This is a genomic window from Paenibacillus sp. E222 (genome assembly GCF_013401555.1).
Taxonomy (GTDB): domain Bacteria; phylum Bacillota; class Bacilli; order Paenibacillales; family Paenibacillaceae; genus Paenibacillus.
On sequence record NZ_CP058552.1, the window covers coordinates 3,896,726 to 3,910,327 of the forward strand.

12 protein-coding genes are annotated in these 13,602 nt (G+C 46.9%); all 12 read left to right on the top strand.

Annotated features, from left to right (window positions below; all coding sequences use genetic code 11):
* The first annotated feature begins 127 nt into the window (after positions 1-127).
* The 12 genes from dinG to HW560_RS17695 all read left to right on the top strand — a co-directional run bounded on the left by dinG (position 128) and on the right by HW560_RS17695 (position 13,602).
* Complete coding sequence (gene dinG, locus HW560_RS17640) at positions 128-2,989, top strand: ATP-dependent DNA helicase DinG (RefSeq protein ID WP_179264055.1); 2,862 nt, start codon at positions 128-130, stop codon at positions 2,987-2,989.
* 227 nt (positions 2,990-3,216) lie between these two features.
* The gene (locus HW560_RS17645; RefSeq protein ID WP_053780717.1) at positions 3,217-3,870 is read left to right on the top strand and encodes a redox-sensing transcriptional repressor Rex; all 654 of its coding nucleotides are present in this window, start codon (positions 3,217-3,219) and stop codon (positions 3,868-3,870) included.
* Positions 3,857-5,161: an amidohydrolase gene (locus tag HW560_RS17650; RefSeq protein WP_090900508.1), complete on the top strand. Its 1,305-nt coding sequence runs from the start codon at positions 3,857-3,859 to the stop codon at positions 5,159-5,161. Before HW560_RS17645 ends, HW560_RS17650 begins: the two co-directional genes overlap by 14 nt.
* Before the next feature lie 41 nt (positions 5,162-5,202).
* Positions 5,203-5,733 carry a cell wall elongation regulator TseB-like domain-containing protein gene (locus HW560_RS17655; RefSeq protein WP_179264057.1) on the top strand — a complete coding sequence of 177 codons (531 nt, stop codon included), beginning with the start codon at positions 5,203-5,205 and terminating at the stop codon, positions 5,731-5,733.
* Between the two features lie 291 nt (positions 5,734-6,024).
* Positions 6,025-6,552 carry a hypothetical protein gene (locus HW560_RS17660; RefSeq protein ID WP_063566800.1) on the top strand — a complete coding sequence of 176 codons (528 nt, stop codon included), beginning with the start codon at positions 6,025-6,027 and terminating at the stop codon, positions 6,550-6,552.
* Positions 6,545-8,047, top strand: coding sequence for an AAA family ATPase (locus HW560_RS17665; protein WP_179264059.1), 1,503 nt, complete (start codon positions 6,545-6,547; stop codon positions 8,045-8,047). The genes HW560_RS17660 and HW560_RS17665 overlap by 8 nt, the downstream gene beginning before the upstream one ends.
* A gap of 133 nt (positions 8,048-8,180) precedes the next feature.
* The gene (locus HW560_RS17670; RefSeq protein WP_063566802.1) at positions 8,181-9,053 is read left to right on the top strand and encodes a 3-hydroxyacyl-CoA dehydrogenase family protein; all 873 of its coding nucleotides are present in this window, start codon (positions 8,181-8,183) and stop codon (positions 9,051-9,053) included.
* Entirely contained in the window at positions 9,050-10,255 is a 1,206-nt protein-coding gene (locus HW560_RS17675; protein ID WP_076288965.1) for an acetate/propionate family kinase, read from the top strand. Before HW560_RS17670 ends, HW560_RS17675 begins: the two co-directional genes overlap by 4 nt.
* 103 nt (positions 10,256-10,358) lie before the next feature.
* The gene (asnS, locus tag HW560_RS17680) at positions 10,359-11,654 is read left to right on the top strand and encodes an asparagine--tRNA ligase (RefSeq protein ID WP_090900499.1); all 1,296 of its coding nucleotides are present in this window, start codon (positions 10,359-10,361) and stop codon (positions 11,652-11,654) included.
* A gap of 17 nt (positions 11,655-11,671) precedes the next feature.
* A complete protein-coding gene (locus HW560_RS17685; protein ID WP_090902502.1) occupies positions 11,672-12,376 on the top strand; it encodes a DnaD domain-containing protein in 705 nt (234 codons plus the stop codon).
* Between the two features lie 289 nt (positions 12,377-12,665).
* A complete protein-coding gene (locus tag HW560_RS17690; RefSeq protein WP_257031352.1) occupies positions 12,666-13,160 on the top strand; it encodes an RNA polymerase sigma factor in 495 nt (164 codons plus the stop codon).
* Positions 13,150-13,602: a hypothetical protein gene (locus tag HW560_RS17695; protein ID WP_090900493.1), complete on the top strand. Its 453-nt coding sequence runs from the start codon at positions 13,150-13,152 to the stop codon at positions 13,600-13,602. Before HW560_RS17690 ends, HW560_RS17695 begins: the two co-directional genes overlap by 11 nt.

Consider the following 13,602-nt stretch of genomic DNA (forward strand, 5'->3'; position numbering starts at 1 on the left):
AAAAAGACGGTGTTCCCTCCTCTGGCATAGCGGCGGGGACACCGCCTTTTTTGTCAGTTAATTTTCAAATGCCCTTTTTTTTGCTATGCTGTAACATAGACTGGAATGGAAGGGACCGTACATTGCAATGAAATTTGCCGTATTGGATTTCGAAACAACCGGCACGCAGTCCGACGGTGAGATAATACAGGCCGGACTTGCCATCATAGATCATGACTACAGCATAACTCAAATATATAGTTCTTATGTGAACCCAGGTGTACCGATTCCCCCGTTTATTACGGGGTTAACCGGTATTACCGATGAAGATGTGGCGGATGCTCCCTCATTGGAAGAGATGATGATGGAGATGGTTCCGCTGCTTGACGATGTGGTTCTTGTTGGACACAATGTTGCTTTTGATTTTCATTTTCTTCAAAATGCACTTGATCGATGCGGTTATTTGCCATTTACCGGACGGATTCTGGATACGATTGATTTCCTGAAGATTTCGTTCCCGTCACTGGGCTCTTACCAACTCGGTTATGTGTCTTCAGAATTCGGATTTCAGCATGACCGCCCTCATCAGGCAGACAGTGATGCACTTGCCACAGCTTTTGTATTACTGAAGTGTCTAGATGAGCTGCGTGCATTGCCTCTGATCACGATTCAGCGCCTGAGTGACCTGTTTGCACCGGAAGACAGTGACTTGGGTTGGTTCTTCGACGGAATGCGTACTGAGAAGGAAGCAGAGCCGATTCAGGATCTGGATGGTCATACGTATTACCGCCAGCTTGCCTTGAACGTGAGTGACTGGACCGATATAGGCTCACCACGCGATGAGCGAGAAGGTAATCCGCTGGAAGGCGTAAGTTTTGAGCAGTTTATGGATCAGGTTAGAGATAACCTGAAGGAGACGCTGGACCATTATGAGGAGCGTGAGGCGCAAACTCAGATGTTCAGCAGTGTACGACAAGCTTTGGATGAAGAGAAACATCTCTTGATCGAAGCTGGGACAGGTACGGGCAAATCACTTGGTTATTTGCTGCCTGCCATCTATGAAAGTGTGAAACAGGAACAGAAAGTCATGGTCAGCACACATACCATCAACCTGCAGGAGCAATTGAGAGAGCGGGATATTCCTATGCTGACCCAAGTGGTTCCGTTCCCGTTCAAGGCAGCAGTGTTCAAAGGACGTGGGCACTATCTGTGTCTGCGTAAGTTTGAGCATAAAATCAATAAACGTGAATTTGCTACACCGAAAGAGGATTATTTTACAGCGGCTCAGATGATTGTCTGGCTTACCCAGACGGAGACTGGAGACGACGAGGAACTGAATCTAAGCGGGCGCGGAGGAGACTTCTGGGAGACGGTACAGAGCGAGTCTGAATCCTGTCTTGGACGTTCCTGTCCTTGGTTCCGCAAATGTTTCTATCATCGTGCCAAACATGAAGCCGGGCTGTCCGATATCGTCATTACGAATCACTCGAAATTATTTACGGATGTCAAAGCAGCACATCAGCTGCTGCCGGCCTACGAAAGTCTCGTCATCGATGAAGCACATCATCTGGAGGACGTAGCAGGTAAACACCTTGGTCTTCATATGAAATACTTTACGTTGGTTCATACACTGACCCGACTGTTTAAAGATAGCCGTAATGGCCAACTGCCGATGCTTCGTTCTCAATTGTCGGGACATGAAAATTCGGTACAGTGGGGCTCCATGATTGATCAGATGTTCCCGCTTGCTGTCGAAGTCAAGGAGATGTGGGATCGACTAAGCGATACCTTGTTCGGCCTCCTGCCTGAACGCAGCGATGCTTCTCCAGGGGAGACAGGACAATTTTCTCTTAGACTGAAGCCTTCGCAAAAACCAGCCAAATGGCAGGAATTGCAGGATGCTGAAAACCAAATTTATGTCACTCTAGGCGATTTGATTCGTAAAGGCGACAAGCTGCTGCTTGAAGTGAAAGAAGATCAGGACGATTATCAGTCCGATAGTCTGATTACGGATATCTCAGGTCTGCTGAAGGATTTGGCAACGATCAAGGATAACCTGCGTTTCTTCATGCGGATGGATGATGCCAACACCGTGTACTGGATGGAGGCCAGCGGCCAGTTCCGCAGCAAATCACTGCAGCTCTATGCTGTTCCTGTCGATGTCAGTGCCCAATTGAAGGATATGTTCTTTGATAAAAAGAAAAGCGTTGTGCTTACATCGGCTACGCTCTCCGTTGACAAGTCATTTCAATTCATGATCGAACAGTTGGGCTTGCAGGAAGCTGCCGAAAATAACCGTCTGTTGACGTCCATGCTGCCGTCACCGTTCAATTATCGCGATCAGGCTCTGCTCGTCATTCCGCGTGATTTCCCAAGCGTGAAGGGCAGTGTAGGCGATGCCCACTTTGTGGATATGCTCGTACACTCGCTCGCGGAAACGGCTATTGCGACTCGTGGACGCATGATGGTGTTGTTCACCTCCTACCGCATGCTGCGCCAGGTCTATGACCCGCTCAAAGAGGCTTTGTCAGGCAATGAAATATCTTTGCTGGGGCAAGGGGTGGACAGCGGCAGCCGTTCCAAGCTTACACGCCGCTTCCAAGATGCGAAAGCAACGGTGCTTCTTGGCACAAGCAGCTTCTGGGAAGGGGTGGACATTCCAGGAGAGGCTCTGACCTGTCTTGCGATTGTCAGACTGCCATTCCAGCCACCGAATCATCCATTGGTCGAAGCGAAGAGCGAGCTTTTGCAGCAGCAGAAGAAAAACCCGTTTATGAAGCTGTCCGTACCACAAGCTGTCATCCGCTTCAAACAGGGATTTGGCAGACTGGTTCGTACAGGCAAAGACAGAGGCATTGTAATTGTATACGATACACGCGTTATTGAAGCGTATTATGGCAAGTACTTTTTATACTCATTACCTGGTCCCAAAATGGAGCACATGCTCACTGAGCAGATGGTTCCACGCATTTCGGAATGGCTCGAGAGACCCACTGAAGAGCAACAATAACAGATACGCTTTGTAGCTTCCATTATTGCATGACGCCACTGATTGGCTGTAAAATTGAGTAATATCATGTATTCGTTTCATGGATATGCGAGTAAGGCGAATAAAGCAATTATCCATTATATAACAAGGAGCATCCTGTTTAATTCAGAAATCATGTTGCATCGTTTTAGACAGGGTGCTCATCTTTTCATCTATCTATCGTGGCTTTGGTAAGGGGGAGCAATTGAATGAAATCAGATAAAATTTCGGAAGCCGTGGTGCGCAGATTGCCTGTTTACTTGCGTTATTTGAATGAACTGCATCAGCGCGAAGTCAATACGGTTTCTTCACAAGAACTTGGACTGAGGTTGGATTTGAATCCGGCCCAGATTCGTAAAGACTTGGCTTACTTCGGTGACTTTGGTCGTAAAGGAATCGGGTATGACGTTTCATATCTCATCGAGAAAATTCGCCATATTTTAAAAATAGACCAGCAGATCAATGTGGCTCTTGTCGGAGCTGGTAATTTGGGACATGCCTTGTCCAATTACAATGCTTACCTCAAAGACAACATGAAGATTGTCGCTGTATTTGATGCCTATGGTCCGAAGATTGGGAGTCAAATCAACAGTTTGACGGTGCAGCCGATGAATGAATTAACGGATTCGGTCAAAAAGGATAACATACGCATCGGTATCATCACGGTTCCGGATACGGAAGCCCAAAATGTTGCGGATCAGCTGATTGAGTCAGGAATTGAAGCAATTCTTAACTTTGCGCCAACCATCCTGAAGACCCCGCCGCATATTCGCATTCACCATGCCGATTTTACGACGGATTTGCTTAGTCTGGCTTATTACTTGGAGAATGGAAAGGACGACGAGGAAGATGACGACAAATAGATGGGTAATTCACAACGGCAAATTTGCCGTGAGTGAAGGCGCGAATTGGAACGTGGTTCAAGGCTTTATGGTTGTAGAGAATGACAAGATTGTGCATATTGGTGAGACATTGCCGGAAGGAGACGAAAGTCTGACAAAGGTGGACGGAAAAGGACTGTTCTTCTTGCCGGGTCTGATCAATACGCATGGTCATGCGGCCATGTCGCTTCTGAGAGGCCATGGAGACGATCTGGCGTTACAAGTATGGTTGCAGGAGAAAATGTGGCCCATGGAAGCCAAAATGACGTCTGAAGACGTTTATTGGGGTACATCCCTATCCGTGCTTGAAATGTTGAAAGGTGGAACAACAGCTTTCCTGGATATGTATGATCATATGGATCAGGTTGCGAAAGTGGTGGAACAATCCGGCGTTCGGGCTGCTCTGGCACGTGGGGTCATCGGACTTTGCTCAGAAGAAGAACAACTGCGCAAGCTGGAAGAGTCCGCCGCATTTGCTCGTCAATGGAATGGACAAGCAGACGGAAGAATTACAACCGTAATCTCTCCACACGCACCTTACACTTGCCCTCCGGATTACATAGAGAAGCTGGTACAGGTTGCTCATGACCTGAATCTGCCTTTGCATACGCATATGTCTGAAACGCTTCGCGAAGTGGAGCAGAACGTGGCTGATTACGGACTGCGTCCGGTTGCCCATCTGGAGAAACTAGGATTTTTCTCCCGTCCATCTCTGGTTGCACATGCGGTACATCTGAATGATGAAGAGATCGAGATTCTCGCAAAGCATGATGTAGCAGTGTCCCACAATCCAGGCAGTAACCTGAAATTGGCTTCGGGTGTTGCACGTGTGCCTGATCTGTTGAAAGCTGGCGTAACCGTGTCCCTGGGAACAGACGGACCAGCAAGTAACAACAATCTTGACATGTTTGAAGAAATGAGACTGGCTGCCTTGATTCACAAAGGGGTGTCCGGTGACCCTACTGCAGTGCCGGCAGGGGAAGCACTTCTGCTTGGAACTTCATATGGGGCCAAATCTATATTCCTGAACAATACAGGCGCTCTGCAAGTTGGCATGAAGGCTGACTTCATCGCGTTGAACATCGAGCAGGCCCATTTCTATCCGCATACGGACCTGATTTCCCATACGGTCTACTCGGCTTCAGCCAAAGATGTGGAGCATGTGTGGGTGGATGGTAATCAGGTGGTTAAACATGGCGAATGTCTTACGATGGATGAAGAGCGCATTCTGCGTGAGTCTCAACTGGCATTTGACAGTTTGCTGGCCCGTTAATTACAAGGACAGCAGCGTCATAGGGAAAGGAAGTTCGGCTTTTGAAGAAAAAAAAGAAGTGGATATGGATTTCGCTGCTGCTCCTGGTTCTGATTCTGTTTGGACTTCAGCGTTATTATGTCTATGTTACCCAGGATCAGCGCAAGGAAGAGGCGTTGGCCATACAGGCGGCTCAGAAACAGCTGGGGATTACGTCCCACGAAGAGCTGCGTAAGTATGTCTGGGGACAGAAAGACGGCGGAGACAACATATACTGGACCCTGATCGGCAAAAATAAGGATAACCAGGATGTCATGGTATGGATCAAGTTTGATGAGAATAACAAACCGGTGACGGGAGCCAATGCGGTGCACAGTGAACTGTTGAAGAATGGCATGTCTGAAGCTCAGATACGAAATCGGTTCAGCTCTGAAGTTCCCGGTGGAGAGATCAAACGAATCATGCCAGGCGTTGTCAATGGAATCTATGTATGGCAAGTGTATTATAACGATGATACTCACAACTATTATCGGTTTTACCGTTTCAGTAACGGGGAACAGGTGGACCTGGTCTATACGATCCCGAACAGCTAGAATTGGCAGACCTGCTATGGTCTGAAAAGAATAGATTAAAGAACCGGCAGACGGAAACCCGACTGACCGGTTTTTTGACGTACTTTGTTGATCATTTTGGATTTGAATAGTTAAAATTCATATTTTCGCCTTAGATATTGTATATACGATGTGATATACTCAAATATGTATTCAAGGATACATCATACACAAATAAATCCTGTTAGGCACATCACAGGACATTATGTACACATATTCATATTCTTGCCTACAAGTTACAGGATGGGCCAAAATTTAGGAGGGGTAACTCACTTGAAGATAAAAGTATTGCCTATTGCTCTGACTGCCGTCATTTCAGCCGTTGTGTTGTTTGGAGGTTGGTTTGTGTATCGTCATGTGGCTGTGCAAAGCCCAATTGAAAAGATGGTTACCCAGTACGATGGAGTCAATGATGTTCAATTAACTATTAACCGCAATGATGTACAGTTGAAACTTGATCTGCAGCCGGATGTTGATCTGGGCAGATTGGTACAATATATTCACAAAGAAGGACAGACCTTGATTGGCACTCGTTCGTTGAAGCTGGATGTCGTGGATCATTCGAACGAAGCGTTAGAAAGCTGGTGGGGAAGCGCGATGTTTACCGTAGCTCAAGCGATGGAGAACAAGCAATACACCGAGATTACACCGACCTTGTCTAAAATGGCTACGAATGGAATCAAGGTAAATACAGCCATGGATGACAATAATGTATATGTCAGTCTCAGAGATGGAGATGCCAGCAAGTTTATTATTCTGCCGCGTGTGCCCGGTCAGATAGGAGTGTGGCCTAATGCCTAAATGGACGAAAGAAATTGTCATTGGATTTGTACCCGTATTGATTATCTTTCTTGCTTTTATCGGTGTAAACATGATTCCCATTCTGATCGCTGCAATGCTTGTGGGTGCTCTGCTGCTCATGATGCAAATGCGTGGTGGAATTACGGTGGGCGCAGGTCAGGAACGTAAACGCAAGAAAAAAGGACCGTCCAAGCTGACTTTTGAAGAAATCGGTGGTCAGGAGAGTGCCAAGCAGGAACTGCGGGAAGCGCTTGATTTTCTCATTCGACATGAAGAAATTCAGAAGTTTGGTATTCGTCCTTTGAAAGGTATCCTGCTTACTGGCCCTCCAGGAACTGGTAAAACCTTGATGGCCAAAGCTGCTGCTCATTATACCGACTCTGTTTTTGTAGCTGCATCAGGCAGTGAGTTTGTTGAGATGTATGTTGGTGTAGGTGCAGGCAGAATACGGGATTTGTTCCGTGATGCAAGAACACGTGCCGCTAAAGAAAATAAGGAAAATGCCATTATATTTATCGATGAAATTGATGTGATTGGTGGAAAACGGGAAGGTGGACAACAGCGTGAATATGATCAGACGCTGAATCAGCTGTTGACGGAGATGGATGGCATATACTCTTCCGACACACCGCGCATACTTGTGATCGCCGCTACGAACAGAAAAGAAATGCTGGACAGCGCGTTGACACGTCCAGGTCGTTTTGACCGTCATATTCAGGTAGACTTGCCGGATAAGAAAGGCAGACAACACATACTGGAGCTGCATGCAGTCAATAAACCTCTTCTGGAAGGGGTCAGCCTTGAGAAGACAGCAGAAGAATCCTATGGTTTCTCTGGAGCACAGCTGGAAAGTGTGATGAACGAAGCCGCAATTTACGCCATGAGAGACGGGCTGCCTAACATTGAACAGCGTCATCTGTCCCTTGCAATTGATAAGGTAATGATGGGTGAGAAGACAGACCGCGAATCCAGCGTGGAAGAGAAGAAAAGAGTCGCTATCCATGAATTGGGACATGCCATCATGGCTGAACTGGTTCGTCCTGGCAGTGTGAGTCAGGTTGCACTCAGCCCTCGTGGACAGGCCCTGGGATATGTACGTCATAACCCGCAACAAGAGCAATTTCTGTACACGAAGCGCTTCCTTGAAGAGCAAATCATGATTGCCCTTGGAGGTGCAGCAGCGGAGGAAATGTATTACGGTGGACGCAGTACAGGATCACGCAATGACTTTGAGCAGGCAACGAATGTGGTACAGACGATGATGGCTTCCGGGCTCACAACGTTGGGCATTGTTAACATGGATATGGTCACTACGGAAGAATTAATGCGGGAGAACAAATTGATCCTGCAAGACCTGATGGAACAGACCAAACGATTGCTTGAAGAACAGCGGACAATTTTCGACAATTCCCTCGACACATTGCTCAGGGAAGAAGTATTGTCTGGCGATCAATTTCGTTGTCAATTTCGTGACAGCGCCCTTCTACCGGCATAATTTATTTATGTCGGTTATTTTTTTTTACATTTCAGTCGTGCTAAGATATTATTATATGTTGGGTCGAAATTTGTAATTTTCGGCGAACAGGGTACAATAGAGAAATAGAGAACCGAAAGGATGGAGCAGAACCATGTTTTTCAAAAAGATAGGAGTTGTCGGCGGCGGCACGATGGGGCAAGGTATTTCCCAGATGCTTGCAGCCAAAGGACTTGATGTGCTTCTGGTGGAACACACAACGGAGAAGCTGGATCATGCATATAACATGATTGAGACCAACCTCGATAAACAACTGGAGAAATGGGCGATTACAAAGGCTGAGAAGAAATTGATTCTCTCCCGTATTACCAAAGTTGCTCATCTGGCTGAACTCGGAACTTGCGATATGGTCATTGAGACTATTTCTGAAGATCTGGAAGCGAAAAAAGCGGTATTCAGTCAACTGGACCAAGTTTGCCCAAGCAACGTAATTCTTGCAAGTAATACATCCACGCTGAGTTTGACTGAGCTTGCAAGCTCAACCAAATACCCAGAGCGTGTTATTGGTATGCACTTTATTCACCCGGTTTCCCGGGTTGATCTTGTAGAGATTATTCGTGGTCTGAAAACATCCGATAGCACTTTTGCAGAAACGAGACGTTTTGTGGAAGAAGTTGCGGACAAAAAAGGCGTTATGATCTATGAATCACCTGGATTTGTGACGTCCAGACTGATCTGTCTTCTGATCAACGAAGCGCTGCATGTACTGCAGGAAGGTGTCGCTTCCGCTGAAGATATAGATGACGCTATGCGTATCGGATACAATTTCCAGCACGGACCGCTTGAGATGGCAGACCGTTTCGGATTGGATTCGGTAGAAGCTGCACTCGAAAGAATGTTCCGTGAATTCGGTGAATTGAAATATCGTCCTTCCACAGTCCTGAAGAAAATGGTGCGTGCAGGACACCTGGGTGTCAAAACAGGCGAAGGATTCTTCAAGTACGACAAGGATGGTGACCGGCTGTGAAAGTACTCGTAATTAATGCGGGGAGTTCCTCGCTCAAATATCAATTGTATAACATGACGGATGAATCCGTATTGGCAAAAGGTCTGGTAGAGCGGATCGGGATGGATTCTTCCATTCTGACTCATAAACCAACGGGCCGTGAGGATGTTACGGAAGTTAGCGAAATTCTTGAACATACTACAGCGATTCGTAAAGTTATTGACATCCTGACAGACAAAGAAAACGGTGTGCTTGGTTCTGTTGATGAAATTCAGGCTGTTGGACATCGTGTAGTGCATGGTGGTGAAGCATTTAAGGAATCGGCGTTGGTTGATGATGCTTCCAAAGCAGAAATTCGCCGTCTGTTCGATCTGGCTCCACTGCATAACCCTGCAGCAATGATGGGTATTCGTGCGGCTGAATCCAACATGCCAGGCGTACCACAGGTAATGGTCTTTGATACGGCTTTCCATCAAACGATGCCGGAAAAAGCATATCTGTATGCCATTCCACGTGTGCTTTACAAAAAGTATAAAGTGCGTCGTTATGGAGCACATGGTACTTCCCATGATTACGTAAGCAAGGCAGCAGCTGAATATCTCGATCGTCCATTGGAAGATCTGAAGATCATCACATGCCACGTTGGTAATGGTGGTAGCGTAACGGCTGTACAAGGCGGCGTATCCGTGGACACGTCCATGGGCATGACTCCACTCGAAGGATTGATGATGGGAACACGTAGTGGTGACCTAGATCCGGCCATTGTACCTTATGTCATGAACAAGGAAGAACTGAGCGTGAGCGAAGTAAACTCCATGTTGAACAAACATAGTGGACTTCTTGCAATCTCCGGCATCAGCAGCGACATGCGTGAAATCACGGAAGGTATGGAGGCTGGCGATGCTAACTCCACGCTTGCATTCGAGATGTACGAATACCGTCTGCGTAAATACATCGGTTCTTATGCAGCAGCAATGAACGGTGTAGACGTGATCGTATTTACGGCTGGTGTAGGTGAAAACTCTGTTGTTCTTCGCCAAAAAGTATGTGAGCAACTCACGTATCTGGGTGTTGAACTGGATGAAGCGCTGAATGCAATTCGCTCTGGAGAACCACGCCGCATCACAACAGCCAATTCCAAAGTGGACGTTCTCGTAGTTCCCACGAACGAAGAATTGGTGATTGCAAGAGATACACACCGAATCGTATTGAATTCTCTGTAATCTAATTGTAAAGTGAATATAGCATGACAAGGAAGTGCAGGGGACAGGCATATAGCCTGCCCGCTGCATTTTCAAATTCAGGATTCCAAGGAGAGATATATGCATGAGTACGGATTGCGTAATTCGTAATGTGAGTGAGCATGTGGGCGAGACTGTTAAGATCGGCGCCTGGATTAACAACAAACGTTCCAGCGGCAAAATTCAATTTTTGCAACTGCGTGATGGAACCGGATATATTCAAGGGGTAGTCGTTAAAAGTGAAGTCAGCGAAGATATCTGGAATGCTGCGAAGAGCTTGACTCAAGAAAGTTCATTGTATGTAACGGGAATTATCCGTGAAGAACCACGTAGTGCATCCGGTTATGAGATGACGGTTACTGGCGTGGACATTATTCATCTTACTGAAAACTATCCAATTACTCCGAAAGAGCATGGGGTAGACTTCCTGATGGATCATCGCCATCTGTGGCTGCGTTCGACAAAACAACGTGCGATTATGGTTATTCGTGCGGAGATCATCCGCGCTGTTCAGCAGTTCTTTGATGGTAACGGATTCACACAGGTTGATCCTCCGATTCTTACACCTTCATCTGCGGAAGGAACAACGAACTTGTTCCATATCAAATACTTTGATGAAGATGCCTATCTGACACAAAGTGGACAGTTGTATATGGAAGCTGCAGCAATGGCGCTGGGCAAAGTGTACTCCTTCGGTCCTACGTTCCGTGCCGAAAAATCCAAAACACGTCGTCACCTGATCGAGTTCTGGATGATTGAGCCGGAAATGGCGTTTGTGGATCACGAGGAAAGCCTGCGAGTGCAAGAGAAGTTTATTGCTCACGTGGTTCAAACGGTTCTGAAAAACTGCCGTGCTGAACTGGAGTCCATCGGACGTGATGTGTCCAAGCTTGAAAAAATTGTAGCTCCATTCCCGCGCATTACGTATGATGAAGCCATTGAATTCCTGAATGGACAAGGCTTCGATATTCCTTGGGGAGAAGACTTTGGTGCTCCACACGAAACGGCGATTGCCGAGAAATACGAAACACCGGTCTTTATTACCCATTATCCGGCTGGAATCAAGGCATTCTACATGAAACCTGATCCGAATCGTCCTGAAGTGGTCCTCTGTGCAGATATGATCGCACCAGAAGGATACGGAGAGATCATTGGCGGTTCCCAGCGTATTGATGATCCGGAACTGATGCAGCAGCGCTTTGATGAGCATCAGTTGTCGGAAGAGGCATATCAGTGGTATCTGGACTTACGTAAATACGGATCGGTTCCTCACTCCGGCTTCGGTCTGGGATTGGAGCGGACGGTAGCATGGATCTGTGGATTGGATCACGTACGTGAAACAATTGCATTCCCACGTATGCTCTATCGTCTGTACCCTTAATGCTTAACCGCGAGTCCATGGAAGAAACCGGCTCCAAAGCCTGGTTGAACGGAGCAGCTTACGGTATGGCATCAGGGACAGCGCAGCTCCCATATGCTTTATTGCGCTATTATCATCAGCTGGGGTTAAGTGACGCAGAGGTGCTTCTGCTGATTCAATTGTTTGGATTCCGGCAAGTTGAATTCAATGAGTTTCCAACGCTTGAAGAGCTTGCAACCCGTATGGGTCTTGCTCCTGAAGGTATCGCCAGAATGCTGCAGCGTCTTATGAGAGACGGGTACATTCACATTGACGAGCATCGGGATGAAGAGCGTGACATTCAATATGAACGGTATGATCTGCATGGATTATATGCCAAACTAGCAGGATGTACAGCAGAGGATATGGCCGTTGCTCGTAAGCAGCAGCTGGACAGTAATGCATTGCGCCCGGATTCGAACAGTGTTCAAAAAGAAGAGGAAGAACGAAATATGTTCTCTATTTTTGAAAAAGAATTTGGCCGCCCGCTTTCCCCGATGGAATGCGAGACGATATCCGGCTGGCTGGATCAGGATCGCTATCAGGAGGAACTGATTCTCATGGCATTGAAGGAAGCGGTCTTTGCTGGTAAAGTGCATTTTCGCTATATCGACCGAATTCTGCTTGAATGGAGCCGTAACCGCGTGAAGAATGTGCAGGATGCCAAGGCATATACGCAGCGGTTCCGTAACGGTGGACGTTAATACCAATGTTAATTTAAGCAACAATTTCATTCAGAATAAACCAAAAACAGGCCAGAATTTATTCTGTGCCTGTTTTTTTTAGATTATAGAGATGTTAAGTAAGATACGTTAAATTCCTGGTAGGACTGACTTTTCAGGCAATGTGTAACCTTTTTATAAAAAAATAAATGAATACGCAGGGGTCAACAAACAAGTTGTCGTCTATTGTAGTGGAGAGGAGGGGAGAGTCATTGATGAAGCGCGCTTAATCGAACAAATCCGTCAAGGCGATACATCCCAGATACGCTTGTTGATCGAAAAGTACAGTCAGCATGTATACCATGTGGCCTATTCCGTATTGCGGAACGATCAGGATGCACAGGATGCAGCGCAGGAGGCGTTCATTCAGATGGTTAAATCTCTCCCCGATTACCGATCCGAAGGTTTCAAAACGTGGTTAACCCGAATTGCCTTTCACAAAGCAATAGATGCCAAACGCAAGCTGGGCAGACGAAGCGCTGAGGATCTGGGCGGAGAAGAAAAAATAATGAACATGCCCGGTCGTGAAGAAGATGTTCTTGCCCGCCTCGTGCGTGAAGAGCGTCAGGAGAAGTTGCGCGAGCGAATCAACCAGCTGCCTGCCCAGCATAGGGACATTATTACTGCGTATTACTTAAGCGAAAAAAATTATGAGCAGATTGCCCGTGATGCACAGGTAGCAGTGAAAACCGTGGAGTCCCGTCTGTATCGTGCCCGGCAGTGGATTCGAAATCATTGGAAGGAGGATGAGTGGCGTGAGGAATAAAAGGATGTATACCGTCCAGGAATGGACTGATTATATTGAAGGCCGAATGACTGCAGACCAGGCAAGTATGATGGAACAGATGCTTATGGACGTTCCGGAAGCGATGGACAACTATCTCGAAGCACTCGACATTCATCGGGAGCTGCCACAACTGAAGGACCCGGTAGGCTTCGCCGATTCGGTGATGAATCAAATTACGGAAATGCAATCCTCCAAGCCAAAGCGCAAATCGCGTTCTGGACGAAGACGTATCTGGCTGGATCACAAAGTGTTTCATTATGCCGTAGCGGCTTGTCTGACGTTAATCTTCCTCTCCTCGGGATTGTTTGACAAGGTAGCGCCATATCATAAGTTCCAGGACGGTGAGCACAGGGGGTCATTTACGGAAAAGTGGACAGAGGCAGCCACGTCATGGCTGGATCACTTCAAGCCTGGACCATAA